The sequence below is a fragment of the Streptomyces sp. NPDC008137 genome (assembly GCF_042957035.1).
In the GTDB taxonomy this organism is placed as follows: Bacteria; Actinomycetota; Actinomycetes; order Streptomycetales; family Streptomycetaceae; genus Streptomyces.
This window is the reverse complement of sequence record NZ_JBIBHN010000020.1, coordinates 1-23935: the sequence shown is the minus strand read 5'-3', so window position 1 is coordinate 23935 and position 23935 is coordinate 1. Positions and strand designations below refer to the sequence as shown.

Sequence of the window (23935 nt, the reverse complement as noted above, 5' to 3'; positions counted from 1 at the left end):
CATGTCGTCCATCCCGCGCGCGGGCCACGAGTTTCCGTACCCCGGGTGTGTGGCTTTCTGTAGGGACCCGACAGTGAGTCCCGTACGCCACTGTCGGTGCCCGATTGTCCGCGGGCGTGCCGGGACCGATAGGTTTTCGAGGAAGCCGCCTGTCATCGCCGCCTGTCGTCCAGGCGCCCGGGCGGGCGTATCAGACCGCTAACGAAAGGGTGATCCGTTGAGCCGCTCGGTTCTCGTCACCGGAGGCAACCGGGGGATCGGCCTCGCCATCGCCCGTGCCTTCGCCGATGCCGGCGACAAGGTCGCCATCACGTACCGCTCGGGTGAACCGCCGGCGGCCCTGACGGAATTGGGCTGCCTGGCCGTCAGGTGCGACATCACCGACCCCGAGCAGGTGGAGCAGGCCTACAAGGAGATCGAGGAGAACCACGGCCCCGTCGAGGTCCTCGTCGCCAATGCCGGCATCACCAAGGACCAGCTCCTGATGCGCATGTCCGAGGAGGACTTCACCTCGGTCATCGACACCAACCTCACCGGCACCTTCCGTGTGGTCAAGCGTGCCAACCGCGGCATGCTGCGGGCCAAGAAGGGCCGCGTCGTCCTGATCTCCTCGGTCGTCGGCCTCTACGGCGGCCCGGGCCAGGCCAACTACGCCGCCTCCAAGGCCGCCCTGGTCGGCTTCGCGCGCTCCCTCGCCCGTGAGCTGGGCTCGCGCAACCTCACCTTCAACGTCGTCGCGCCCGGCTTCGTCGACACCGACATGACCAAGGTGCTCACCGACGAGCAGCGTGAGGGCATCGTGAAGCAGGTGCCGCTCGGCAGGTACGCGCAGCCCGAGGAGATCGCCGCGACGGTGCGGTTCCTCGCCTCGGACGACGCCTCGTACATCACTGGAGCCGTCATTCCCGTTGACGGCGGACTGGGAATGGGTCACTGATCACCATGAGCGGAATTCTCGAGGGCAAGCGCGTCCTGATCACCGGTGTGCTGATGGAGTCCTCCATCGCCTTCCACGCCGCCAAGCTGGCCCAGGAGCAGGGCGCCGAGATCATCCTGACCGCCTTCCCGCGGCCCACGCTGACCGAGCGCATCGCCAAGAAGCTGCCCAAGCCCACCAAGGTCATCGAGCTCGACGTGACCAACGACGAGCACCTCGGGCGCCTGGCCGACATCGTCGGCGAGGAGCTCGGCGGTCTCGACGGCGTCGTCCACTCCATCGGCTTCGCCCCGCAGGACGCGCTCGGCGGCAACTTCCTGAACACGCCGTTCGAGTCGGTCGCCACGGCCATGCACGTCTCGGCGTACTCCCTGAAGTCGCTGACCATGGCCTGCCTGCCGCTGATGCAGAACGGCGGCTCCGTCGTGGGTCTGACCTTCGACGCGCAGTACGCCTGGCCGCAGTACGACTGGATGGGCCCGGCCAAGGCCGCCCTGGAGGCCACCAGCCGCTACATGGCCCGCGACCTGGGCAAGCAGAACATCCGCTGCAACCTGGTCTCGGCCGGTCCGATCGGCTCCATGGCCGCCAAGTCCATCCCGGGCTTCGGCGAGCTGGCCGCCGTCTGGGACGACCGTTCGCCGCTGGAGTGGGACCTCAAGGACCCCGAGCCGGCCGGCCGCGGCATCGTCGCGCTGCTCAGCGACTGGTTCCCGAAGACCACCGGCGAGATCATCCACGTGGACGGCGGTCTGCACGCCATCGGAGCCTGATCTCCCGTACGCCGTCGACGCCCCGTTCCCCGCCCGCGTGCGGGGAGCGGGGCGTCACCCTTTCGGCTCAGCAGGCCGGGCGGGGGAGGCCAGTGACCGGGCACTCTGGAGTACGCGTTCACCACGCGGTCCCCTCCCCAGCACGGCCGAGGAGGTCCCCTTGTGCGCTTGTCCCGCCGAACGGCCTCACTGTCCGTCGCCGTCGCTCTCGTGCTGACCCTGGCGTACGAGGCGGTGCCGCACGCGCGCGTGCCCGCCGACGACGAGGGGGAACGGGCCGCCCCCTTCGGTGCCGCGTGCCGGATCCGCGTCGACGACTCCAGGGTGACCGCGTACTGCCACAACCCCTACCCGGAGCCCGACCGCGTGAGCCTGCACGTGGAATGCGCCCGCTGGTGGGACATCGACACCGACAGCTCCCCGGTGGAGGCCGGGCCCGCGCAGACCGTGCGGCTCAAGGGACGCTGCTGGAAGGAAGTCGGCGACGCGTGGGTCAGTCACCGGAGGGCGAGCTGATCCCGCCCAGGCGGCACAGGAACGGATAGCGGGCCGCCTCCGTCCCCGCCCGGTCCGCGTCGCCCGCGCGGATCGCGTCGAGCAGCCGCCCGTGGTCCATGTACGTCTCCGGGGTCAGCTCCTCGCCGACATCCTCGCGCAGCCAGTCCCGCAGCACCTCGCCCAGGTCCGCGTACATCGCGGTCATCACGTCGTTGTGGGAGGCGGAGACCACGGCCAGGTGGAAGGTCGCGTCCGCGGTCACGAACGCCTCCGCGTCACCCGACTCCCACGCCTCCTCGCGCCGCAGCAGCAGCGCGTCGAGCTGTTTGAGGTCCCTCTCGGTCCGCCGCTCGGCGGCCAGCCGGGCGGCGGACGACTCCAGCGTGGAGCGCAGCTCGGCGATGTGCCGGGGGTCGGCGCCGGCGAACCGCCGCTGCATCACACCGGCCAGCTCACTGGTCGCCACGACGTAGGTGCCGGAGCCCTGGCGGATGTCCAGCAGGCCGTTGTGCGAGAGCGCGCGGACGGCCTCACGGACCGTGTTGCGCGCGACGCCCAGCTGCTCGACCAGTTCCGGCTCGGTCGGGATACGGGACCCGACCGGCCACTCGCCCGACGTGATCTGGGCCCGCAGCGCGGCGATGACCTGTTCGGAGAGCGCCGAACGACGGGGATGACTCAGAGGCATGGCTCACCTTCGCACGTCCGGGGCGCCGGACGGCGGCCGAGGAGTGGACGGATTGGACAGTCAATCATCCCATGATTCTATGATGGGCCTCATGGCTAGCGAGGAAACCCGGACGATGACGCCCCCGACCGTTCGCAGCTCGGCCGCGCACGACGCCGGGGAACCGGGCGGCCCGTCCACGCGCGCGTGGACGACACGGCTGCTCGTCCTCGGCATCGTGCTGTCCGCCCTGAACCTCCGGCCCGCCATCACCAGCCTCGGCGCCCTCCTGGAGGAGGTCCGCGACGGGCTCGGCATGAGCGGCAGCGTGGCCGGACTGCTCACCTCCGTGCCGCCCCTGTGCTTCGCCGTCTTCGGCGTCATGGCCCCGCGGCTCGCCCGCCGCTTCGGAGCCGGCGCCGTGGTGTGCGCCGGCATGGCCGCCATCGCCACCGGCCTGGCGATCCGGCCGTACGCCGGCGGCACGGCCGGCTTCCTGGCCGCCAGTGCCCTCGCCCTCATGGGTATCGCGGTCAGCAACGTCCTGATGCCGGCCATCGTCAAGCAGTGGTTCCCCGACCGCGTGGGTTCCATGACCGGCGTCTACTCCATGGGGCTCGCCCTGGGCACGTCCCTCGCGGCCGCGGTCACGGTGCCCGTGTCCGACGCGCTGGGCGGCAGCTGGCAGTCGGGCCTGGCCCTGTGGGCGGGGCTCGCCGTGGCGGCCATCCTGCCGTGGCTGCCGTTCGTACGGGGGCGCGCGGACGGGAAGGAAAGCGGCCGCGAGGAGAGCCCCGAGCCCGCCCCGGCGGGGTCCGCGCGCGTAGAGGCGCCGCGGCTGCGGATCGCCCGGAGCCGTACCGCCTGGGCGCTGGCCGTCTTCTTCGGGCTCCAGGCCACCGCCGCCTACATCACGATGGGCTGGATGGCGCAGATCTTCCGGGACGCCGGCGTGTCCGCCGGCACCGCCGGGCTGCTGCTGGCGCTCACCATGGCGATGGGCGTCCCCCTGGCCTTCGTCATACCCCGCCTGGCCACGCGGCTCCCGCACCAGGGCCCGATCGTGCTGGCCCTGGGCATCTGCGGCCTGATCGGCTACGCCGGGCTGTACCTCGCGCCGGCCGACGGCGCCTGGGCCTGGGCCCTGCTGCTCGGCGTCGCGAACTGCGCCTTCCCGCTCGCCCTCACCATGGTCGGCATGCGGGCCAGGACCGGCCCGGGCGTGGCCCAGCTTTCGGCGTTCGCGCAGAGCACCGGCTACCTCATCTCCATCCCGGGACCGCTCCTGGTGGGTGTCCTCTACCAGCACAGCGGCGGCTGGGGCCTGCCGATCACGCTGATGAGCGCCCTGATGGTTCCGCAGATCGTGGTCGGCTGGCTGGCGGGCCGCAACCGCACGGTGGAGGACGAGGCGGGCCGCTGAATCCCGGCCTCGTCGTGTCGGCACCCCGGGGCGTACCGCGCCCGGGGTGGGTGCGACACTTGCCCCATGCCAGTGCTCGATCCGAATCCCCAGCATGGTCAGAAGAAGATGCTGCTCGTGTTCGGCGCATTCTTCGCGATCTTCATCGTCATCGGCGTCATCGCGACGATCGCCTCGCCGTGACCGGCCCTGGCCCCGCCGATGGTGGGGCTAGCCCCCCTGTCCCCTAGGGGGTGAGGGTCAGGGTCAAGTGGGTGGGTCACCGGATGGGTTGCCCGCCGCGGATTCCGTAACTTCGAGGTGTGGCCGCGAGACGGGGGCCACCGGCCACTCGAAGAGCGGAGGCACCCATGTCGGCCCCTACGCAGACCCCGCCCCACCTGGCGACCCGGTCCGGCGCCGACAGCCGGCTTCCCTGGTGGGCTCTGGCCCTGCCGGCGCTGCTCTTCACCGCGCTGCTCGTCCTGATCCTGAACCCCTCCGGCGCCCACGCGGCCACCGGCGATCCCGTGGTCACCCACCTCTTCGAGCGACTGCAGCAGCTGACAGCCCGCTGAGCACGGCCGAAGCCGGTGGTCAACTCCCTGCGCCCGATGGCGTGTTTCATGCGAAGCTGGATCTCATGAGCGTCGCAGAACCCCGCACGATTGTCCTCTTCCGCCATGCGAAAGCCGACTGGCCACAGGTGACCGATCACGAGCGTCCGCTCGCCGACCGGGGCCGAAAAGACGCGGCGGAGGCCGGGCGCAGGCTGGCCGACACCGGCATCCCCTTCGACCTGGCCCTGTGCTCCACCGCGGTCCGGACCCGGGAGACCTGGAAGCTCGCCGTCCATGAGTTCCCGCATCGGCCGAAAACCGTCTACGAGGAGCGGATCTACGAGGCCTCGCCGGGCGAACTGATCGCCCTGCTCAACGAGACCCCCGACGATGTGCGGAACGTCCTCGTGATCGGCCACAACCCGGGCGTTCAGGGCCTCGCCGACGTCCTGGCGGGCTCGGCCGAGGACGACGCCCGCGAGCGCGTGGACCGCCGCGGGTTCCCGGCCTCCGCCTTCGCCGTCCTGTCGTTCACCGGCTCGTGGAAGAGCGTGGAGCCGGGCGTGGCCGCGCTGCGGGACTACTGGGCGCCGGCCGAGTGACCGTCTCCGTGTGACAGCGGGGACGTGACAGAGAGGCCGTGACAGGGGCCCGGCACCGGTGCGCGGTGCCGGGCCCCTCCTGTCTGCCTCAGACCGCGTCGAGGGTGTCCGCCGCCTCGACCTCTTCGCGCGTGACGCCCAGCAGATACAGGACCGTGTCCAGGAACGGGAAGTTCACCGCGGTGTGCGCGGCCTCGCGTACCACCGGCTTGGCGTTGAAGGCGACACCCAGACCGGCCGCGTTCAGCATGTCCAGGTCGTTCGCACCGTCACCGATCGCCACGGTCTGCGACAGCGGCACGCCCGCCTCGGCCGCGAACCGGCGCAGCAGCCGGGCCTTGCCCGCACGGTCGACGATCTCGCCGGTGACCTTGCCCGTCAGCCTGCCGTCGACGATCTCCAGCGTGTTGGCCTGGGCGAAGTCCAGCCCCAGCCGCTCCTTCAGGTCGTCGGTGACCTGGGTGAAGCCGCCCGAGACGACACCGACTTGGTAGCCGAGCCGCTTCAGCGTACGGATCAGGGTGCGGGCGCCCGGCGTCAGCCGCACCTCGCTGCGCACCTTGTCCACCACCGATGCGTCCAGCCCCTCCAGCAGCGCCACGCGCGCGTGCAGGGACTGCTCGAAGTCCAGTTCCCCGCGCATCGCGGCAGCCGTCACCTCGGCGACCTTGTCCTCGCAGCCGGCGTGCGCGGCGAACAGTTCGATGACCTCGTCCTGGATGAGCGTCGAGTCGACGTCCATGACGACCAGGCGCTGCGCACGCCGGTACAGACCGGCGGCGACCACCGCCACGTCGATGCCGAGCTTCGCCGCGTCGGGTGCCAGGGCGGTGCGCAGCGGCTCGGTCTCCACGCCGGACACGGCGAACTCGACCGCGGTCACGGGGTACTTGGCGAGCCGGAAGATACGGTCGATGTTGCCGCCGGTCCTGGTGATCCGCGCGGTGACCGCGGCGGTCGCCTCCGAGGTGAGCGGATGCCCGAGCACGGTGACCAGGGAGCGGCCCAGTCCGCGCGGCCGGTTGTCGCCGAGGCCGGAGATGATCTCGGCCTGCATCTTCATCGACTCGGCCCAGCTGTGGACGGTCGCCCGCAGGTCTCCCTCGAGACCGGGGGGCGGCTCGGTCACGAGCGCGCACAGCACCATCCGGCCACGGGTGACGACCTGCTCGATGTCGACGACGTCGACGGAGTAGGCGGCGAGGGTGTCGAAGAGGCCGGCCGTGATGCCCGGCCTGTCCTTGCCGAAGATCTTGACAAGGAGGGTGGGGACGTCAGAGGACGAGGTCTGCGATGCGCTCATGGTGGTTCCACCGTATCCGGCGGGCAGGTCACACCGCCCGTGAGGTCCGGCTGGCGGACAGCGAACACTGGGTGTCGCGTCGACGGCGTGAATCTTACGTACCGGTACGGCGTCCCTCCGGCCTCCGGATCACCTCCCGCCTCGCGGTTTCCGCGGTGGCGGAGGAGGAGGCGGGGGTGGCGGCCCGTCGTCCGGCCGGGCCGGCGGCCCGTTCCCGCCCCGTGGGCCGGGCGGCCGGCGGGGGCCACGCGGAGGCGGCCCGACCGGACGTGCCACGGTGGGCGCGCCGTACACGTCGCCGTTCCCGGGCTCGGTTGCCCTGGTGTCCGGCCGTCCCGCGTCCGGTGTGTGCGACCGTCCTCCGTCCGGCCGACCTTCGTCATGCGGGCCCCGGCGCGCGTCCCCGGGCCGCGCGTCCTCCGGATTTCGCAGTTCGTCCGGAACCCTGAGGTACGGATTGGTGGCGGGGTTCGGGGGCCGGTACGGCGTACCCGGCGCGTAGGGTCCGGCTTCCCTCCCGTGCGACGCCGGCCGGCCCTGCGGATCGCCCTGGTTCCCGGAACGCCCGATGCCCTCGCCCTGCCGGGCCGTGCCCTCGTCGTTGTCCCGCCGGGCCTCGCTGGGCCAGCTGGTGCCCTCGGCGTACCGGCCCGAGCCCTCGCCCTGCCGCCCCGCCACGCCGCGCCAACCCTGGCCCTCGCCGTACCGGCCCACCCCCGAACCACCCCCCGCCCCTGCCGCCCCGTCCCCCCGGGCCAACGCCGCCGCCGACCGCCCCGCGGCCCCGCTCGCCCACGCCAGCAACGCCCCCACGGCCCCGGCCCCCGCACCCCACACCGCGCCCAGCAGCAGGGCCATGCCGAGGTGCCCGTGCAGTTCGATGCCCGCGCCGAACGCGTCGAAGCCGAGTACGGACAGGGAGGCGGTCACGGACACATCCGTCAGCCAGGCCAGCAACGGCAGGGCCAGCGCGGTCACGACCCCCAGCCGCAGCGCGCACCGGCCCGCGAAACCGAGGGCACCGGAACCCCGTACCGCCGTCCCCGGGATGCTCCCCACCGGCGACCGCACCGCCGTCAGGACCCCCGCCAGCAGCATCATCAGAGCCGCTGCCACCCCGAGCAGCCACACCTGCCCGTCCAGCTCGGCCAGCCTGCCCAGCGTCACCTGCTGGTCGGGGCGGCCCACGAGCAGATCGTCCAGCGGGTCCGGCAGGAAACGGGTCAGTTCCCCCGTGGCCCGTCCGTCCCACGGCACGAACAGGCCGATCGGGACGCCCACCCACACCCCGTTCGGCGCCCCGAGCAGCGCCGCGCCGGCGATGCGCTCGGGATGGTCGTCGCCGCTCGCCGCGTACGCCGCCGCGGCGAACCCGGCCGCCACGGCCACCAGCAGCACGGTCACCACCGCGGAAACGGCCGGTCGTACCGCCCGGTGCACGGCCTCCCACCCCCGGGGCAGCGGCGTGCGGCGCGAGGCCAGCAGGGCGACGAGGAGGATCCCGGCCGACCAGCCGAGCCCGCCGAACAGCGTGGGGACGGTGTCGACCGAGAAACCGACCGCCGCCCGCGCGTCCACCAGATCCCCGATCCGGTCCGGCAGCAGCCCGCCGATGTCCCCGACGCTCCCGAGCCCGGGGATGTCCAGGCCGCCGCCTCCCGCTCCACCTCCGCCGGTCAGGTCGTCCAGCCCCAGCGAGCCGCCGTCGATCGTGATGACGTCGTGCCCCGCCCAGGCCAGCCCGCCCAGCATCGCCACGAACAACGCGACCACCGCACCGGCACGCGCCAGGAGTTCGGCCGGTGATATCACAACTCCCGCCGCCCGCAGGGACCGAAGGAAGAAGTACGACAGCAGCAGCGCCCCGACCAGGCTCACCCCCAGTGGCGTGATCTCGACGGCCGTGTCCGCCTCCGCGCCCGTGAGGCCGAACACCGACACATCTCCGGACGGAGTGACCGAACCACCCGCCCCTAGGGCCACCACCGCCGCGGTCATCGGCCCCAACGAGCCCGCCGCGTCCGCCTCCAGCAGCCGCAGCCCCAGCGCCGCCGTGCCCGCCATTCCGATCAACGCCCAGCTCACAGCGGCGACGGCGGACATCAGCACGTCCCCCCACGGCACGCGCGTGCCGTCACTCGCCCTCTCGACACCTGTACCGGCACCCATGGCAGACCCCCCGATCCGCTACGCGGCGGGAACTCCGAGCATGTCCCCCTCGCGACGAAATACCACTCTCCGGCCCGGTTTCAACCCCGTCAACGGAATCGGCCGAGGCGTCCGAACGCGGTCTTCACAAGGCCCGACTTTCGGTCAGGGGGCCGCTACTGAAATAGTTCCCCCCGATGTTCGACATCCCTAGACTCCCCATGTCGGGGGTAACTCGGGGGACAACTCAGTGGGGCATGGAGTGCCGGAACTCGTACTGGAATCAAACGGACGTACCTGGACGCTCGATCCGTCCAGGGCTTACACCCTCGGACGTGATCCGCAGGGGGACGTCGTCTTCGACGACGCCAGGGTCTCCTGGCGTCACGCCACGGTCAGTTTCAACGGCCGCAGTTGGGTCATCGAGGACCATGGCAGCACCAACGGCACGTTCGTGCAGGGTCAGCGGATCCACCACCTGGAGCTCGGCCCCGGCTCGGCGGTGAACCTGGGCAACGCCACCGACGGACCGCGTCTGAACCTCTCCGGAGCCGCAGCCTCCGTCGCAACGCCGCAGGCCCAGCCGCAGCAGCAGCCGTACGCCGCGCAGGGCGCGAACCCCGGCTGGGCCCAGCAGGCGCCCTCCCAGCAGCAGGCTCCGCAGGCCGGCTGGCAGCAGCCTCAGCAGCCGCATCCCGGCGGGCACATCCCGCAGCAGCAGACTCCCGGCGGCGCCGCGGGGGCACCGCCGGCCCACGGCGACCGCAGCCCCACCACGTTCCACCAGTTCTCCCTCGGTCGCGTGATGCGCATCGGCCGTGCCCTGGAGAACGAGCTGGTCGTCTCCGACCTGCAGGTCTCCCGGCACCACGCCGAGTTCCACGCCACGCCCGACGGCCGCATGGAGATCCGCGACCTCGGCTCCCACAACGGCACGTACGTCAACGGTCTGCCGATCCCCAAGGGCGGCGGGCAGTTGCTCGGCCCGGCCGATGTCGTCGGCGTCGGCCACTCGACGTTCCGGATCGTCGGCGACCGGCTCGAGGAGTTCGTCGACACCGGTGAGGTGTCCTTCTCCGCCCGCCATCTGACCGTCACGGTCGACGGCGGCAAGCAGATCCTCAAGGACGTCTCCTTCGGCGTCCCCGAGAAGTCGCTCATCGCCGTCATCGGCCCGTCCGGCTCCGGCAAGTCGACCCTGCTCAAGGCGCTCACCGGCTACCGCCCGGCCGACCAGGGCGAGGTCCTCTACGACAACCGGAACCTCTACAAGCAGTTCGCCGAGCTGCGCCAGCGCATCGGTCTCGTCCCGCAGGACGACATCCTGCACAAGGAACTGACCGTCAAGAAGGCCCTCAAGTACGCGGCCAAGCTCCGCTTCCCGGCCGACACCACGGCCGGCGAGCGTGAGGCCCGTATCGACGAGGTGCTGCGCGAGCTGAAGCTCGACATCCACAAGGAGAAGAAGGTCACCTCCCTCTCCGGCGGCCAGCGCAAGCGCGTCTCGGTGGCCCTGGAGCTGCTCACCAAGCCCTCGCTGATCTTCCTGGACGAGCCCACCTCCGGCCTCGACCCGGGCATGGACCGCGACGTCATGCAGCTGCTGCGCGGCCTCGCCGACGACGGCCGCACGGTCCTTGTCGTCACCCACTCCGTGGCCGAGCTGGCGATCTGCGACAAGCTCCTCGTGATGGCCCCGGGCGGTGCCGTCGCCTACTTCGGCCCGCCCGAGGAGGCGCTGAACTTCTTCGGCTACGACACCTGGGCCGATGTCTTCTCCGCCTTCGAGAACTACCGCGACTACGACTGGGCGGGCCGCTGGAAGGGCTCGCAGCACTACCAGATGTACGCCGCGGACATCGACGCGGTGGCGCCGCAGTCCGTACAGGTTCCGCCCATGCAGGCGATGAAGCCGCCGAAGCCACAGGGCTGGATGTCGCAGTTCGTCACACTGGTGCGGCGCTACGTCTCGGTGATCGCGTCCGACAAGGGCTTCCTCGCCCTGATGGTGATCCTGCCGGCCGTGCTGGGCGCGGTCAGCCTGCTCATCGACGCGGACCGGGGCCTGCTGCCGAACCCGGTCAACCCGCAGACGGGCCGGATCATCCCGAACGGCACCGCCACCACGGTCCTGCTGATCCTCGCGGTCGGCGCCTGCTTCGCGGGCGCGGCGAACTCCGTCCGTGAGCTGATCAAGGAACGGGTCATCTACGAGCGGGAGCGTGCGACCGGCCTGTCCCGCTCGGCGTATCTGATGTCCAAGGTGTTCGTGCTCGGCATGATCACCGTGCTGCAGGGCCTGCTGGTCGGCGTCATCGGCTTCTCCAGCCGGGAGATCCCCGAAGAGGGCCTGGTCTTCGGCAGCGCGACCCTCGTCGAGCTGTCCGTGCCGATCATGGCCCTGGGCTTCACCTCGATGATGTTCGGCCTGATCATCTCGTCGCTGGTGAAGACCGCGGAGAAGACCATGCCGCTGCTGGTGATGTTCGCCATCATCCAGGTCGTCTTCACGGGCTGCCTGTTCACGCTGCACGGCTCGATCGGCGTCAACCAGTTCTCGTTCCTGATGCCGTCGCGCTGGGCGGTCGCCGCCTCCGGTGCCACGCTGGACTTCAACAAGATCGCCCCGCCGGAGACCGCCGGCGACAACGACCCGCTGTGGGAGCACACGGTCGGGGCCTGGGCCATGGACATGGGCGCGCTGCTCGCGCTGGGTGTGCTCTGCGGCTTCTTCGTGGCCCGCTTCCTGCGCCGCCACGAGCCCGAGGTCATGCGCAAGTAGTCTCCGTCGCACGACGCCCCGAAGGGCGGCACCCCGTCAGGAGGGTGCCGCCCTTCGGCGTTCTCGTTCAGCGAGCAGAGGTCCGCGCTACCTCAGTACGCGCTGTCGACGTTGTCCATCGAGCCGTACTTGTCGGCCGCGTAGTTACAGGCGGCGGTGATGTTGGCTACCGGGTCGTAGATGTCCCAGGAGGTGCCGGGGACGTGCCAGGTCTTGAAGGTCGGCGGGATGACCTGCAGCAGACCCTTCGACGGGATGCCGTTGATGGCGTTGATGTCCCAGTTGTTGATGGCCTTCGGGTCACCGGACGACTCGCGGATGATGTTGCGGTGGATGCCGTCGTAGGACGCCGGGATGTCGTGCTTCTTCAGGATGTCGAGCGACTCGCGGATCCAGCCGTCGAGGTTGTTCGGGTAGGTCTTCTTGGCGGCCTTCTTGGCCTCGGCGCGCTTGGCGTCGCGGCTCGCGGCCTCCTTCGCCTCGCGCGCGGCCTCGGCCTTCTTCTTCGCGGCCTCGGCGGCGGCCTTCTTCTTGGCGGCAGCCGCGGCGTCGGCCTTCTTCTTCGCCTCGATCTGCTCGGCCTTCAGGCTGGCACCGGCCATCTGGTCGGTGACGCTCGCCTTCACGTCCTTGATCTGCTGGTTGCTGAACGCCACCGGAGCCGACTGAGCGGCTTCCGTCGTGGTCTTCGTCGAAGCACCGCTCGGCACCGCGGAGAACCCGATGGCGGCGGCGCCGAGGGTGGCGACACCCGCCATGGCGATCTTGTGGTGACGGGTGAGGTTACGACTGGGGCCACGGCTGAAGATGTTCTTGGGCATGGTGGTTGGACCTCTTCGAATAGCGCGGGAGTCGCTCGGCGTCCGGCGTTGGACTCGGTGTGTTTCCGACACAAACGCCGCGGAGGTGAACCCACGGCGCTGAGCGACGGCAGCCATTCTTAGCGGCCGCAAAATGGCGTGGCAAAGGTGTGACGTACGAAGGGAGATAGTGGATCAGGGATGGGTAAATCGGGACAGATTGGACCGTACGAGCCGCTCAATAGGGGCGCCTTTGTCTCCTACGTCCCTTCGTACGTGACGTGGGTCCTATGCGAGGGCTCACATGGCTCCTAGATCAGTCTCACGTCCAGTTGCACAAGCGATGCTCTGTGTGAGGGCCGGTCAGCGAAGTACGAGGTGCACGTCCCCGAACTCGTGCCACAGGTAGCGGCCTTGCAACGCGGCCTCGTATCCCCGCTCGATCGCCGTCCGCCCCGCGACCGCCTCCAGCATCAGCAGATGCGAGGCCTCCGGCTCGTGCAGCCCGGTCAGCAGCCCGTCCACCACCCGCACCCCGCGCTCCGGGGTCACCACCAGGTCGGTCCACCCCGCCCGCGGGCGTACGATCCCGTCGGCACCCGCCGCCGACTCCACGGCCCGCACCGCCGTCGTCCCGACCGCGAGAACCCGGCCCGCGCCGGCCTTCGCGGCGTTGATCAGCCGCGCCGACGCCCCGGTCACCGCGAAGCGCTCGGGATACGGCGGCTCGTGCGCCTCCGCCGACGACACCCCCGTGTGCAGCGTGACCGGCGCGAACCCCACCCCCCGGCTCACCAGCTCCGCCACCAGCCGCGCCGTGAAGGGCCGCGCCGCACTCGGCATCTCCGCGCTGCCCGCCCCGTCCGCCGACGGCAGCGCGAACACCGTCTGGTAGACGGACAGCGGCTGGTCCCGCACCGTGTAGGAGTAGCGAATGGGCCGCCCGTGCTCCCGCAGCAGCCCCGGAACCCCGGGCCCGGACACCCGCACCCACCACAGCCGCCCGCTCCGCCCGCTCAGCGGCTCCTCCAGCACCAGCCGGACCCCACCCGGCAGACGCACCTCCGAACCCGCGGGCCCGGCCGCACGCGCGCGCGTGGTGCCCAGCCCGTCGGGCTCCCGCAGCTCCACCGCCCAGCGACCGTCGTCCCCGGAGGTGGAGAAGTGCACCACCACGCGCGCGTGCCCGACCCACCCGTCGACGGCCGCCGCCAGCGTGGCCGAGGTGTTGACCACGAGCAGATCCCCCGCCCGCAGCAGCCGCGGCAGCTCCGTGAACGTGTGATGCGCCACCCCCGCACCCCGCGACACCAGCATCCGTACGGCGTCCCGGTCCAGCCCGGGCCCCCGCTGCTCGACCGGCACCCGGGCCGACAGTTCCTCCGGTACCCGCACGGCCGGTGTCATCGGGCCCCGTCCAGCAGGGCCGGAGCCCCGTACCGCCCGCTCGCCGGGCGCTCGTCCAGCAGCCGCAGGAACCCCGGCACCACGGCAGCCGGCGCCGGCCGCGGATCATGATCGTCCGGTACGGCCGCCGCGTACAGGTCCGTGGCCATGTCCCCGGGATCCACCGCCCAGACCCGCAGCCCCGGCTCCTCCACGGCGAGCACCGCCACCAGCTGGTCCAGGGCCGCCTTGGACGCCCCGTAGCCGCCCCAGGTCCCGTACGCCTCGGCGGCCGCGTCCGAGCTGACGGCGACGACCGTGCCCGCCCCCGAAGCCCGCAGCAGCGGCAGCGCCTCCTGGACCAGGCCGAGACCCGCCACCAGGTTCACCTCCAGCGCCCGGCGCAGCCCCTCCAGGGACAGCTCCTCCAGCCGCACCAGCGGCTCGGCACCCAGCGCGCTCGCGTTGTGCACCAGCAGGTCGACGCCGCCCAGCCGCCACGCCGCCGACACCAGCTCCGCCCGGTGTCCGGCGTCGGTGACGTCCCCGGGCAGGGCGGTCACGCGCGTGCCGTGCGCGGAGACGGCCCCGGCCGCCTCAGCCAGCGCCTCGGCACCCCTGGCATCGAGCACCAGGTCCCAGCCCCGCCCGGCCAGCGCCTCGGCGAGCGCACGGCCCAGGCCCTTCGACGCTCCGGTGATGATCGCAACCGGCATGATCGGCTCCCTCGTCGTGATCGCGTGCTCTCAACGTAGGAATGGAGCCGCCCGGACCACCTCGGACGGGGGCCGCAAACCACCGGGTCCCTTCGCCCTACGCCACAGGCCCGGCGCCCCCGGTCCTAGACCGCGCAGCCCTGCCGACTCGGCCTCGCGACCTAGGCCCACCGGACCGGGCACCCGCCGCCACCGGTCCGATCCGCGCTGTCACAGCCCGCCGGTACCGTGATGACATGAGTCACGGTCCCCGGTCCGGCCTCGCCGCGGTGAGCTCCGCGCTGCTGGCCATGAGCAGGCATCTCGAGGTGCGCGACGTCCTCAAGACGATCACCGCCTCGGCCCGCGAGCTGCTCGACGCGCAGTACGCCGCGCTCGGCGTGCCGGACGACCACGGAGGCTTCGCCCAGTTCGTGGTCGACGGCGTCAGCGAGGAACAGTGGAAGGCCATCGGCCCGCTCCCGCGCCAGCACGGCATCCTCGCCTCGATGCTGCACGAGGCCAGGTCCGAGCGCCTCGCCGACGTCCGCAAGGACCCCCGCTTCGAGGGCTGGCCGAAGGCCCACCCCGACCTGATCGACTTCCTGGGCCTGCCGATCCGCGACGGCGACGAGGTCATAGGCGCCCTGTTCCTCGCGAACAAGAACTGCGAGAAGCCCGAAGGCGGCTGCGGCTTCACGGCGGACGACGAGGAACTCCTCGGCATCCTCGCCCAGCACGCCGCGATCGCCCTCACCAACGCCCGCCTCTACGAACGCAGCCGCGAACTGACCATCGCCGAGGAGCGCTCCCGCCTCGCCCACGAACTGCACGACGCGGTCAGCCAGAAGCTGTTCTCCCTCCGCCTGACCGCCCAGGCCGCGGCCCGCCTGGTGGACCGGGACCCCTCCCGCGCCAAGGGCGAACTCCACCAGGTGGCGGTGCTGGCCGCCGAAGCCGCCGACGAACTGCGTGCCGCGGTCGTCGAGTTGCGCCCCGCGGCCCTCGACGAGGACGGCCTCGTGGCCACCCTGCGCACGCAGGTCCAGGTCCTCGACCGCGCCCACACCGCCCGTGTGACCTTCGCCTGCCATGGAGTGAAGGCCCTGCCCGCCTCCCAGGAGGAGGCCGTCCTGCGCGTCGCCCAGGAGGCCCTGCACAACGCCCTGCGCCACTCCGGAGCCGACCACGTCGACGTGACCCTGGACCGCCGCGGAGGCGGAGCCGTCCTGCGGGTCACGGACGACGGCCGCGGCTTCGACCCGCAGGCGGTGCGGCGCGCGGGGCGCCATCTCGGCCTGGTCTCCATGCGGGACCGGTCGAGCGGGGCCGGCGGCACGCTGACCGTGGAATCGGTGCCCGGCAAGGGCACCACGATCGAGATGGAGGTCCCCGGTGGCTGACGCGATCAAGGTACTGCTCGTCGACGACCACCAGGTCGTCCGCCGGGGCCTGCGCACCTTCCTCGAGGTGCAGGACGACATCGAGGTCGTCGGCGAGGCCGCGGACGGCGCCGAAGGAGTCGACCGAGCGGAGGAGTTGAGGCCCGACGTCATCCTCATGGACGTCAAGATGCCGGGCATGGACGGTGTCGCCGCCCTGCGCAGACTCCGCGAACTCGACAACCCCGCGCGCGTACTGGTCGTCACCAGCTTCACCGAGCAGCGCACGGTGGTGCCGGCCCTGCGCGCGGGCGCCGCCGGATACGTCTACAAGGACGTCGACCCCGACGCCCTCGCCGGAGCCATCCGCTCCGTCCACGCCGGGCACATCCTCCTCCAGCCGGAGGTGGCCGGCGCCCTGCTGTCCCAGGAGGAGGCCAACTCGGGGCCGGGAAGGGCCGGCTCGCTCACCGAGCGGGAGCGCGAGGTGCTCGGCCTGATAGCGGACGGCCGCTCCAACCGGGAGATCGCCCGCGCGCTCGTCCTCTCCGAGAAGACCGTCAAGACCCACGTCTCGAACATCCTGATGAAACTCGACCTGTCCGACCGAACCCAGGCCGCCCTGTGGGCCGTTCGCCACGGCGTGACCGGCTGAACGTTTCATGGACTCACACGCACCCCACGGCAACGCGGAAGGTTCCACTCCGGACCGAGATTCATACTGTCGTGGGAATGTCCCTCGCATGGCGCATCCTCGGTGGATCTCCGCCGTTCTCCAGAGCGTGCCGCGGCGCCTGCCGCGGCGATCGCAAGGAGGGCTCAGAAGTGAAGAACCTGAAGAAGGCCGCTGCCGTGACGATGGTGACCGGTGGACTCCTGGCCGCCGGTGCGGGCATGGCCTCCGCCACGAACGGCGCGCACGCCGACGGCAGCGCCATCGGCTCGCCGGGCGTCGCCTCGGGCAACGTGGTCCAGGCCCCGGTGCACGTCCCGGTCAACGTCTCCGGCAACAGCGTGAACGTCATCGGCGTCCTGAACCCGGCGTTCGGCAACCTCGCCGTCAACCACTGACTTCACCTCCGCCTCCGAGCCGAAGGTGACCCCGGCCTCCCAGCCCCACCTGGGAGGCCGTTCGCCTAGGGCCTGTCGTTTGGATCACGCCGCAGACGCGGGGCCTGGCACGCACATCTGCCGCGTTCTCGTCGGTCGCCGACGCTCCGCGTCGACTCCCTCCTCCGCCTTGCAGCTGCACGCACCAGGCCCCGCTCACCGGCGTCGAAGAAGTGCTGCCGATTCCCTGCGCCGTGATCCAAACGACAGGCCCTAGCTGCGCCCACCCGACACCCGACCGTCACCGCACCCCCCGCTCCCGCTCCTCCACAACGGAGTTGTACGCCGCGACCTGCGCCCGCCGAGCCGTCCGCTCCACCGGCCGCAACGCCTCCCGCCGCGCCCCCATCTCAGACGCACTCACCGCACCCCCGTGCCCACTCTCCGTCGCCACCACGATCAACGTCCCCACCCGCTGCGCCAGCTCCAGCACCCGCACCGCCCGCGACGGATACCCCGGCGCCAGCACCTCCCGCCCCCGCTCGGCCCGCGCCCGATACGCATCGATCGCCGCCTCGGCCACCGGCCCCGACCCGGCCACGTCCAGCCGCGTCAGCACCTCCGTCGCCTCTCGAAGGGCCTCCGCCAGCTCACGCTCGGCCTCACCCAGCGACGGCACATCCGCGGGCGGCGCCTCCCGCACGGGCAGCACATGCCATACGACCTCGACATGCACATCACCCTCGGGCCCCGCCTCGTACACCTCCGGCACCAGCCCGAACGCGGCGCCGTAACAGACCACCGCCTGCTCGGCGTCCAGCGCCCGCGCGTTGAACTCCGGCGGCCCGCTCAGCCCCAGCGGATGCCCGGGCGCCGGCAGCGCGAGCCGCAGCCCGGTCACCCCGAGCGTCCGCAGCCGCCCCAGCGCGAGCGTCAGTCCGACGGGCGCCGACTCCCCGGGAAGCCCCTCCACCCGGTGGACCGCGTCCTCGCCGACGATGGCGAGCACGGCGTCATCAGGTGAGACAAGTCCGGCCAAAAGGGCATTTCCCCAAGCTGCAAGACGTCCAGCACGCGGTTCCGAGAGCATGCCTCCACCCTAAGAGAGCCCAAGACCCGGACCGAGGGAATGCCCGGACCGACCGGTGGCGTAGATTTCATGGAGGGCTGCGCCCACCGGCGCGGCGGACCGAGCCACAGGCTTACGCGACAGCCGAGACCGGCCACACTGCAAGGGGAGACAACGCGCTCATGAGCGATGTTCTGGAGCTTCAGGACGTATCCGTGGTCCGCGAGGGCCGGGCTCTGGTGGACCAGGTCTCCTGGTCGGTCAAGGAGGGCGAGCGCTGGGTCATCCTGGGCCCGAACGGCGCCGGCAAGACCACCCTCCTCAACCTCGCTTCCACCTACCTCTTCCCCAGCTCGGGCACCGCCGCCATCCTCGGCGAGACCCTCGGCCGGCCCGGCACCGACGTCTTCGAGCTGCGCCCGCGCATCGGCATGGCCGGCATTGCCATGACAGAGAAGCTCCCCAAGCGCCAGACGGTCCTGGAGACCGTGCTGACCGCCGCGTACGGCATGACCGCCACCTGGCACGAGGACTACGAGGAGATCGACGAGCGGCGCGCCCGCGCCTTCCTCGACCGCCTCGGCATGAGCGACTACCTGGAGCGCAGGTTCGGCTCGCTCTCCGAGGGCGAGCGCAAGCGCACCCTCATCGCCCGCGCCCTGATGACCGACCCCGAGCTGCTCCTCCTCGACGAGCCCGCCGCCGGACTCGACCTCGGCGGCCGCGAGGATCTCGTCCGCCGCCTCGGCCGGCTCGCCCGCGACCCCATCGCCCCCTCGATGCTCATGGTCACCCACCACGTCGAGGAGATCCCCCCGGGCTTCACCCACGTCCTCATGATCCGCCAGGGCAAGGTCCTCGCCGCCGGCCCGCTGGAGCTCGAACTCACCTCCCGCAACCTCTCCCTCTGCTTCGGCCTCCCGCTCGTCGTCGAACAGGCGGGCGAGCGCTGGACCGCACAGGGCCTCCCGCTGTCCTGACCCGGCCCCGCGCCGCACAAGTGCCAGAGCAAGAACGGCATTTCACACGCCGGGCGCCCTGTCGGCGACAGGGCGTCGGACCTACCATGACCATGTGGAAATCGACGCATGGCTGTGGTGGCTGATCGGCGCGGCAGCGCTCGGCATCGCGCTCGTGGTCACCGCGATGCCCGAACTCGGCATGCTGGCGGTGGGAGCCGTCGCCGCGGCGGCGGTCACCGGCGTCTTCGGTGGCGGAGCCGTCGCCCAGGTCGCGGTCTTCGCCGTCGTCTCGACCGCCGGCATCGCCGTCGTACGGCCCATCGCGAACCGGCATCGCGCCCAGCGGCCCCAACTCGCGACGGGCGTGGACGCGCTGAAAGGCAGACAAGCCGTCGTCCTGGAACGCGTCGACGCCTCCGGCGGCCGGATCAAGCTGGCCGGAGAGGTCTGGTCGGCCCGCGCCCTCGACACCGACCGCGCTTACGAAGTAGGCCAGGAAGTGGACGTCGTGGACATCGAAGGAGCCACCGCGATCGTCATGTGACCTCGCAGGACGTAACCGGAGCGAACTCCTCGCCAGGTACGCGACGGTCTGTCAGACTCGACCAGCAAGATCTTCGACAACCATAAGATCTGCCGAAGGCGCCGCAGCGGAGAAGGGACACGGGGAACGACGATGGAACCGGTCATCATCGTCCTGATCATTCTGGTGGTGTTGGTCTTCATCGCCCTGATCAAGACGATCCAAGTCATCCCACAGGCCAGCGCGGCCATCGTCGAGCGGTTCGGCCGCTACACGCGGACACTCAACGCGGGCCTCAACATCGTGGTCCCGTTCATCGACACCATCCGCAACCGCATCGACCTGCGTGAACAGGTCGTCCCCTTCCCGCCGCAGCCGGTGATCACCCAGGACAACCTGGTGGTCAACATCGACACCGTCATCTACTACCAGGTGACCGACGCGCGGGCCGCGACCTACGAAGTCGCCAGCTACATCCAGGCGATCGAGCAGCTCACCGTCACCACGCTGCGCAACATCATCGGCGGCATGGACCTGGAGCGGACCCTGACCTCCCGCGAGGAGATCAACGCGGCCCTGCGCGGCGTCCTCGACGAGGCCACCGGCAAGTGGGGCATCCGCGTCAACCGCGTCGAGCTCAAGGCGATCGAACCGCCCACCTCCATCCAGGACTCGATGGAGAAGCAGATGCGCGCCGACCGCGACAAGCGCGCCGCGATCCTCCAGGCCGAAGGTGTCCGGCAGTCGGAGATCCTGCGCGCCGAAGGTGAGAAGCAGTCCCAGATCCTGCGCGCCGAAGGCGAGGCCAAGGCGGCCGCCCTGCGCGCCGAGGGCGAGGCCCAGGCCGTCCGTACGGTCTTCGAAGCCATCCACGCCGGAGACCCGGACCAGAAGCTCCTCTCCTACCAGTACCTCCAGATGCTCCCGAAGATCGCCGAGGGCGACGCCAACAAGCTCTGGATCGTCCCCAGCGAAATCGGCGACGCCCTCAAGGGCCTCTCGGGCGCCATGGGCAACTTCGGCGGCCTCGGCGGCGGTTCCGGCGGCAACGGCGGCGCGTCCGGAGCCGGCGTCCCCGCCCAGGAACGCCGTGAGAAGCCGTCCATCGACTGACCCGGCACCCACGAAGGGGGCCCGCTTCCCAGAGAAGCGGGCCCCCTTCGCATGACAGCTAGGCGGCGGGCTGCGCCAGCCACTCCGGCAGCGCGTCGAAGTCGTCCTGCCCCAGCGCCAGCAGCATCGCGTCCGCCGGAGTCGGCTCGAACGGCTCCCGAAGCAACGGCATGCCCGCCTCCACCGGAGTCCGGTTCGCCTTGCGGTGATTGTCCTCCGCACACGAGGCCACCGTGTTCAGCCACGTGTCCTGCCCGCCCCGCGACCGCGGCACCACGTGGTCGACCGTCGTCGCCCGCCTCCCGCAGTAAGCGCACCGGTTCCGGTCCCGGACCAGCACGCCCCGCCTCGACCACGGTGCTCGTCTTCGGAAGGGCACCCGTACGTACTGGCAGAGCCTGATGACTCGGGGCGCCGGTATGTCGACCGCGGCTCCCCTCATCCGCAGTTCGGGGTGGGCCTGCTCGACGACGGCCTTGTCCTGAAGCACCAGAACGACGGCTCGGTTCAGCGTTACCGTCGACAGCGGCTCGAAGCTCGCGTTGAGTACCAGCGTGTCCCGCATACCAGCCCACCTCCCGTGTGCACCGGCCCACCCCCTGGCGGGCTGGGATCAACTCTGGCCGGGCACGCCGAGATGGACAACGCAATATCTGCTGCTCTCACGGGGGGGGTGACCCCCGTGCCCCCGGCAACAAAAATGCCCGCTCCTGATCAATTCCAAGACCAGGAGCGGGCAAACGTTCTGTGAACGCCGGGATCGCCGGACGACGGGTCAGCCTTCGGCGGGCACCTCGTACTCACCGATCAGCTGGGCACGCCCGATGGTGTGAAACCGCAGGTTGAAGCCCACGACGGCAGGCGAAGCCTCCGCATCCGGACCGAGCTTCTCCGAATCCACGGCGTACACGGTGAAGACGTAACGGTGCGGACCGTCGCCGGGCGGCGGCGCGGCACCACCGAACTCCTTGCTCCCGTAGTCGTTACGCGCCTGGATCGCGCCCTCGGGCAGACCCTCGAACGCGCCGCTGCCCGCACCCACCGGCAGCTCGGTCACCGAGCCCGGGATGTCGAACAGCACCCAGTGCCAGAACCCGCTGCCCGTAGGGGCGTCCGGGTCGTAGCAGGTCACGGCGAAACTCTTGGTCTCGGGCGGGAAGCCCTCCCACCGCAACTGCGGCGAGGTGTTGCCGGCCGCGTAGACCTGAGCGTCCTGGAGCGTCGCACCCTCCTCGACATCCTTGCTCGTGACCGTGAACGACGGTACGGGCGGATGGAAGTCGTGGGGGAGCGGCCGCCGCTTGAGCTCGGTCACCTCGGTACCTCCTGATCGATTCGTTCAGTCAGCCCCGAGCCTAGAACCAGTTGCGCTTGCTGCCGACCTCGGACAGCCACTGGTTGAGGTACGCGGTCCAGTCGGTGCCCTGGTAGTCCTGAAGCCCCACCTTGAAGGAGCGGAAGGTGTCGCTGCCCTCGCTGAACAGCCCCGGCTTCTTGTCCATCTCGAGCACCACGTCCATGGCCTGCTCGTCGGCCACGAAGCTCAGCTCGACCTGGTTCAGGCCCCGGTACTGCTGCGGCGGGTAGAACTCGATCTCCTGGTAGAACGGCAGCTTCTGCCGTGTACCCCGGATGACACCGCGCTCCATGTCCGCGTTCTTGAACCGGAAGCCCAGCTGGATGAACGCGTCCAGGATCGCCTTCTGCGCCGGCAGCGGGTGCACGTTGACCGGGTCCAGGTCACCGGAGTCCACGGCCCGCGCGATCTCCAGCTCCGTGGACACCCCGATGTTCATGCCACGCAGCGCCTGCCCGTCGATCATCGTGATCGGAGTCTCCCACGGGATCTCCAGCCCGAACGGCACCGCGTGCACCGCGTTCGCCTGGAGCTCGAACGCCCCGCCAAGCCGCGACTTCGTGAACTCGATGTCCTGCTTGTACTCCTGGTCGCCGCTCTCCACCTCGACCTTGGCCTGCAGCCCGACCGAGAGCCCCTCGATCTGCTGGTTCACGGACCCGCCCTGGATCCGCACCTCACCCTGGACGACACCGCCCGGGACGACGTTGACCTCGTGCAGCACCGTCTCGACCGAAGCCCCGCCGGCCCCCAGGCTCGCGAGCAGCTTCTTGAACGCCATGTCTCTCCCTCTCGCCCACTACGGGTGGATCCTTGATCCATACAAACGCGATCCGGCCGTGGCCGGTTCCATGCCCTCACCCTGGCAAGGCCGGTGCCCGCTGGCCACCCCGCCGCACCACCCGTCTTTGAGTACCCTCGGACGGCATGATCGCGACCCCCGACCGTACGCCCCTGTCCAGGGAGTTCTTCGACCGGCCCGTCCTCGATGTCGCCCCTGACCTCCTCGGCCGAATCCTGGTACGCACCACCCCGGAAGGTCCGATCGTCCTCCGCCTCACAGAGGTAGAGGCTTACGACGGCTCCGACGACCCCGGCTCCCACGCCTATCGCGGTCGCACGGCCCGCAACGACGTGATGTTCGGTCCGCCCGGGCACGTCTACGTCTACTTCACCTATGGCATGTGGTTCTGCATGAACCTGGTGTGCGGCCCTGAGGACAAGGCGAGCGCGGTCCTGCTCCGCGCCGGCGAGATCATCGAGGGCGTCGAACTGGCACGCACCCGTCGACTCTCGGCCCGCAACGACAAGGAACTGGCCAAAGGCCCCGCTCGACTGGCGACGGCCCTGGGCGTGGACCGCTCCCTGGACGGCACCGACGCGTGCACCCCCGAGGACACCCCCCTCCGCATGCTGACCGGCACCCCTGTGCCCTCCGACCAGGTACTCAACGGCCCTCGCACCGGTGTGTCCGGCGACGGGGCTGTCCACCCCTGGCGCTTCTGGGTCGCCGACGACCCGACGGTGAGTCCCTATCGGGCCCATGTCCCGAGGCGCCGCCGAAGTTGACGCGTCCCCGCAAGGTGCGTAATGTGGCCCGAGCCGCTGAAGCGGGTACGGCAATCGCCAGCACTCGGAAGCGGCCAACCCACTACCTAGTCACCCCCCTCAGCAGGGGCGAATTCGGTATGCCCGCATGCCTGAATTCGATGTCGACGGACTCGATTATGAGTTGGACGGCGAATCGGCTAACGTAGTGAATGTCGAAAGGCCGACAGGCGAAAGCCAAGGCCCACGGCAAATCCCGCCGACAGGGAATCGGATCGAAAAGGATCTGATAGAGTCGGAAACGCAAGACCGAAGGGAAGCGCCCGGAGGAAAGCCCGAGAGGGTGAGTACAAAGGAAGCGACCGTTCCTTGAGAACT

General features: G+C 70.6%; 25 protein-coding genes. 15 read left to right on the top strand and 10 right to left on the bottom strand.

Annotation, left to right across the window (positions count from 1 at the left end):
• The first annotated feature begins 217 nt into the window (after positions 1-217).
• The 3 genes from fabG to ACFZBT_RS27080 all read left to right on the top strand — a co-directional run bounded on the left by fabG (position 218) and on the right by ACFZBT_RS27080 (position 2226).
• Positions 218-937 carry a 3-oxoacyl-[acyl-carrier-protein] reductase gene (fabG, locus tag ACFZBT_RS27090; RefSeq protein WP_391108383.1) on the top strand — a complete coding sequence of 240 codons (720 nt, stop codon included), beginning with the start codon at positions 218-220 and terminating at the stop codon, positions 935-937.
• 5 nt (positions 938-942) lie between these two features.
• On the top strand, positions 943-1710 hold the full coding sequence (gene fabI / locus ACFZBT_RS27085; RefSeq protein ID WP_376390146.1) for an enoyl-ACP reductase FabI: 768 nt from the start codon (positions 943-945) through the stop codon (positions 1708-1710).
• 162 nt (positions 1711-1872) lie between these two features.
• On the top strand, positions 1873-2226 hold the full coding sequence (locus ACFZBT_RS27080; protein ID WP_391108380.1) for a hypothetical protein: 354 nt from the start codon (positions 1873-1875) through the stop codon (positions 2224-2226).
• Here the strand turns inward: ACFZBT_RS27080 and ACFZBT_RS27075 are convergent.
• Entirely contained in the window at positions 2204-2896 is a 693-nt protein-coding gene (locus tag ACFZBT_RS27075; protein ID WP_391108377.1) for an FCD domain-containing protein, read from the bottom strand. The two genes, ACFZBT_RS27080 and ACFZBT_RS27075, sit on opposite strands and share 23 nt — an antisense overlap.
• A 79-nt stretch (positions 2897-2975) precedes the next feature.
• On the opposite strand from ACFZBT_RS27075, the gene ACFZBT_RS27070 reads away from it, so the two are divergent.
• From ACFZBT_RS27070 to ACFZBT_RS27055, 4 genes are all read left to right on the top strand, one after another.
• Positions 2976-4298, top strand: a complete 1323-nt coding sequence (locus ACFZBT_RS27070) for a CynX/NimT family MFS transporter (protein ID WP_391108374.1) — start codon at positions 2976-2978, stop codon at positions 4296-4298.
• Between the two features lie 66 nt (positions 4299-4364).
• Positions 4365-4481 carry an SGM_5486 family transporter-associated protein gene (locus ACFZBT_RS27065; protein WP_106974401.1) on the top strand — a complete coding sequence of 39 codons (117 nt, stop codon included), beginning with the start codon at positions 4365-4367 and terminating at the stop codon, positions 4479-4481.
• Between the two features lie 167 nt (positions 4482-4648).
• Positions 4649-4855, top strand: a complete 207-nt coding sequence (locus tag ACFZBT_RS27060; RefSeq protein WP_391108370.1) for a hypothetical protein — start codon at positions 4649-4651, stop codon at positions 4853-4855.
• Between the two features lie 65 nt (positions 4856-4920).
• Positions 4921-5439 (top strand): histidine phosphatase family protein, encoded by a 519-nt coding sequence (locus ACFZBT_RS27055; protein WP_391108367.1) that lies wholly within the window; start codon positions 4921-4923, stop codon positions 5437-5439.
• 88 nt (positions 5440-5527) lie between these two features.
• Here the strand turns inward: ACFZBT_RS27055 and serB are convergent, their stop codons facing one another.
• A complete protein-coding gene (gene serB, locus ACFZBT_RS27050; RefSeq protein WP_391108364.1) occupies positions 5528-6742 on the bottom strand; it encodes a phosphoserine phosphatase SerB in 1215 nt (404 codons plus the stop codon).
• Between the two features lie 129 nt (positions 6743-6871).
• Positions 6872-8911 carry a streptophobe family protein gene (locus tag ACFZBT_RS27045; RefSeq protein WP_391108361.1) on the bottom strand — a complete coding sequence of 680 codons (2040 nt, stop codon included), beginning with the start codon at positions 8909-8911 and terminating at the stop codon, positions 6872-6874.
• 241 nt (positions 8912-9152) lie between these two features.
• Here ACFZBT_RS27045 and ACFZBT_RS27040 point away from each other — a divergent pair, with 241 nt between their 5' ends.
• The gene (locus ACFZBT_RS27040; protein ID WP_391108358.1) at positions 9153-11672 is read left to right on the top strand and encodes an FHA domain-containing protein; all 2520 of its coding nucleotides are present in this window, start codon (positions 9153-9155) and stop codon (positions 11670-11672) included.
• A gap of 92 nt (positions 11673-11764) precedes the next feature.
• On the opposite strand, the gene ACFZBT_RS27035 is transcribed toward ACFZBT_RS27040, so the two are convergent.
• The 3 genes from ACFZBT_RS27035 to ACFZBT_RS27025 all read right to left on the bottom strand — a co-directional run bounded on the left by ACFZBT_RS27035 (position 11765) and on the right by ACFZBT_RS27025 (position 14574).
• Complete coding sequence (locus tag ACFZBT_RS27035; RefSeq protein WP_391108355.1) at positions 11765-12493, bottom strand: transglycosylase SLT domain-containing protein; 729 nt, start codon at positions 12491-12493, stop codon at positions 11765-11767.
• Positions 12494-12835: 342 nt separating this feature from the next.
• A complete protein-coding gene (locus ACFZBT_RS27030) occupies positions 12836-13879 on the bottom strand; it encodes an S-adenosylmethionine:tRNA ribosyltransferase-isomerase (RefSeq protein ID WP_391108352.1) in 1044 nt (347 codons plus the stop codon).
• Positions 13876-14574, bottom strand: a complete 699-nt coding sequence (locus tag ACFZBT_RS27025) for an SDR family NAD(P)-dependent oxidoreductase (RefSeq protein WP_391108350.1) — start codon at positions 14572-14574, stop codon at positions 13876-13878. Before ACFZBT_RS27025 ends, ACFZBT_RS27030 begins: the two co-directional genes overlap by 4 nt.
• 236 nt (positions 14575-14810) lie before the next feature.
• Here ACFZBT_RS27025 and ACFZBT_RS27020 point away from each other — a divergent pair, with 236 nt between their 5' ends.
• The 3 genes from ACFZBT_RS27020 (at position 14811) to ACFZBT_RS27010 (ending at position 17006) form a co-directional block, all read left to right on the top strand.
• A complete protein-coding gene (locus tag ACFZBT_RS27020) occupies positions 14811-15956 on the top strand; it encodes a GAF domain-containing protein (RefSeq protein WP_391108347.1) in 1146 nt (381 codons plus the stop codon).
• On the top strand, positions 15949-16590 hold the full coding sequence (locus ACFZBT_RS27015; protein WP_391108344.1) for a response regulator: 642 nt from the start codon (positions 15949-15951) through the stop codon (positions 16588-16590). The genes ACFZBT_RS27020 and ACFZBT_RS27015 overlap by 8 nt, the downstream gene beginning before the upstream one ends.
• 170 nt (positions 16591-16760) lie before the next feature.
• A complete protein-coding gene (locus ACFZBT_RS27010) occupies positions 16761-17006 on the top strand; it encodes a chaplin family protein (RefSeq protein WP_391108342.1) in 246 nt (81 codons plus the stop codon).
• Positions 17007-17286: 280 nt separating this feature from the next.
• On the opposite strand, the gene ACFZBT_RS27005 is transcribed toward ACFZBT_RS27010, so the two are convergent.
• Entirely contained in the window at positions 17287-18075 is a 789-nt protein-coding gene (locus ACFZBT_RS27005; protein WP_391108339.1) for a hypothetical protein, read from the bottom strand.
• A gap of 161 nt (positions 18076-18236) precedes the next feature.
• Here ACFZBT_RS27005 and ACFZBT_RS27000 point away from each other — a divergent pair, with 161 nt between their 5' ends.
• The 3 genes from ACFZBT_RS27000 to ACFZBT_RS26990 all read left to right on the top strand — a co-directional run bounded on the left by ACFZBT_RS27000 (position 18237) and on the right by ACFZBT_RS26990 (position 20652).
• Positions 18237-19034, top strand: a complete 798-nt coding sequence (locus ACFZBT_RS27000) for an ABC transporter ATP-binding protein (RefSeq protein ID WP_189730195.1) — start codon at positions 18237-18239, stop codon at positions 19032-19034.
• Between the two features lie 94 nt (positions 19035-19128).
• Positions 19129-19560: an NfeD family protein gene (locus ACFZBT_RS26995; protein ID WP_391108335.1), complete on the top strand. Its 432-nt coding sequence runs from the start codon at positions 19129-19131 to the stop codon at positions 19558-19560.
• Between the two features lie 132 nt (positions 19561-19692).
• Positions 19693-20652, top strand: coding sequence for an SPFH domain-containing protein (locus tag ACFZBT_RS26990; RefSeq protein ID WP_193480843.1), 960 nt, complete (start codon positions 19693-19695; stop codon positions 20650-20652).
• Between the two features lie 58 nt (positions 20653-20710).
• Here ACFZBT_RS26990 and ACFZBT_RS26985 read toward each other — a convergent pair whose 3' ends face one another.
• The 3 genes from ACFZBT_RS26985 to ACFZBT_RS26975 form a co-directional block, all read right to left on the bottom strand.
• Complete coding sequence (locus ACFZBT_RS26985; RefSeq protein WP_391108331.1) at positions 20711-21217, bottom strand: HNH endonuclease; 507 nt, start codon at positions 21215-21217, stop codon at positions 20711-20713.
• A 210-nt stretch (positions 21218-21427) separates the two neighbouring features.
• Entirely contained in the window at positions 21428-21967 is a 540-nt protein-coding gene (locus ACFZBT_RS26980) for a YbhB/YbcL family Raf kinase inhibitor-like protein (protein WP_391108327.1), read from the bottom strand.
• Between the two features lie 40 nt (positions 21968-22007).
• A complete protein-coding gene (locus tag ACFZBT_RS26975) occupies positions 22008-22790 on the bottom strand; it encodes a sporulation protein (RefSeq protein WP_391108324.1) in 783 nt (260 codons plus the stop codon).
• A 146-nt stretch (positions 22791-22936) separates the two neighbouring features.
• On the opposite strand from ACFZBT_RS26975, the gene ACFZBT_RS26970 reads away from it, so the two are divergent.
• Positions 22937-23578, top strand: a complete 642-nt coding sequence (locus tag ACFZBT_RS26970) for a DNA-3-methyladenine glycosylase (RefSeq protein WP_391108321.1) — start codon at positions 22937-22939, stop codon at positions 23576-23578.
• Positions 23579-23935: the final 357 nt, after the last annotated feature.

Excerpts from the sequence above, each read along its gene's own strand:
- ACFZBT_RS27060 (WP_391108370.1), top strand. The coding sequence starts at position 4,649 with ATGTCGGCCCCTACGCAGACCCCGCCCCACCTGGCGACCCGGTCCGGC.
- serB (WP_391108364.1), bottom strand. The coding sequence starts at position 6,742 with ATGAGCGCATCGCAGACCTCGTCCTCTGACGTCCCCACCCTCCTTGTC.
- ACFZBT_RS27035 (WP_391108355.1), bottom strand. The coding sequence starts at position 12,493 with ATGCCCAAGAACATCTTCAGCCGTGGCCCCAGTCGTAACCTCACCCGT.
- ACFZBT_RS27045 (WP_391108361.1), bottom strand. The coding sequence starts at position 8,911 with ATGGGTGCCGGTACAGGTGTCGAGAGGGCGAGTGACGGCACGCGCGTG.
- ACFZBT_RS27005 (WP_391108339.1), bottom strand. The coding sequence starts at position 18,075 with ATGCTCTCGGAACCGCGTGCTGGACGTCTTGCAGCTTGGGGAAATGCC.
- ACFZBT_RS26970 (WP_391108321.1), top strand. The coding sequence starts at position 22,937 with ATGATCGCGACCCCCGACCGTACGCCCCTGTCCAGGGAGTTCTTCGAC.
- ACFZBT_RS27075 (WP_391108377.1), bottom strand. The coding sequence starts at position 2,896 with ATGCCTCTGAGTCATCCCCGTCGTTCGGCGCTCTCCGAACAGGTCATC.
- ACFZBT_RS27000 (WP_189730195.1), top strand. The coding sequence starts at position 18,237 with ATGAGCGATGTTCTGGAGCTTCAGGACGTATCCGTGGTCCGCGAGGGC.
- ACFZBT_RS27030 (WP_391108352.1), bottom strand. The coding sequence starts at position 13,879 with ATGACACCGGCCGTGCGGGTACCGGAGGAACTGTCGGCCCGGGTGCCG.
- ACFZBT_RS27055 (WP_391108367.1), top strand. The coding sequence starts at position 4,921 with ATGAGCGTCGCAGAACCCCGCACGATTGTCCTCTTCCGCCATGCGAAA.
- ACFZBT_RS26985 (WP_391108331.1), bottom strand. The coding sequence starts at position 21,217 with ATGCGGGACACGCTGGTACTCAACGCGAGCTTCGAGCCGCTGTCGACG.
- ACFZBT_RS27025 (WP_391108350.1), bottom strand. The coding sequence starts at position 14,574 with ATGCCGGTTGCGATCATCACCGGAGCGTCGAAGGGCCTGGGCCGTGCG.
- ACFZBT_RS27065 (WP_106974401.1), top strand. The coding sequence starts at position 4,365 with ATGCCAGTGCTCGATCCGAATCCCCAGCATGGTCAGAAGAAGATGCTG.
- ACFZBT_RS26975 (WP_391108324.1), bottom strand. The coding sequence starts at position 22,790 with ATGGCGTTCAAGAAGCTGCTCGCGAGCCTGGGGGCCGGCGGGGCTTCG.
- ACFZBT_RS27020 (WP_391108347.1), top strand. The coding sequence starts at position 14,811 with ATGAGTCACGGTCCCCGGTCCGGCCTCGCCGCGGTGAGCTCCGCGCTG.
- ACFZBT_RS27070 (WP_391108374.1), top strand. The coding sequence starts at position 2,976 with ATGATGGGCCTCATGGCTAGCGAGGAAACCCGGACGATGACGCCCCCG.
- fabI (WP_376390146.1), top strand. The coding sequence starts at position 943 with ATGAGCGGAATTCTCGAGGGCAAGCGCGTCCTGATCACCGGTGTGCTG.
- ACFZBT_RS26990 (WP_193480843.1), top strand. The coding sequence starts at position 19,693 with ATGGAACCGGTCATCATCGTCCTGATCATTCTGGTGGTGTTGGTCTTC.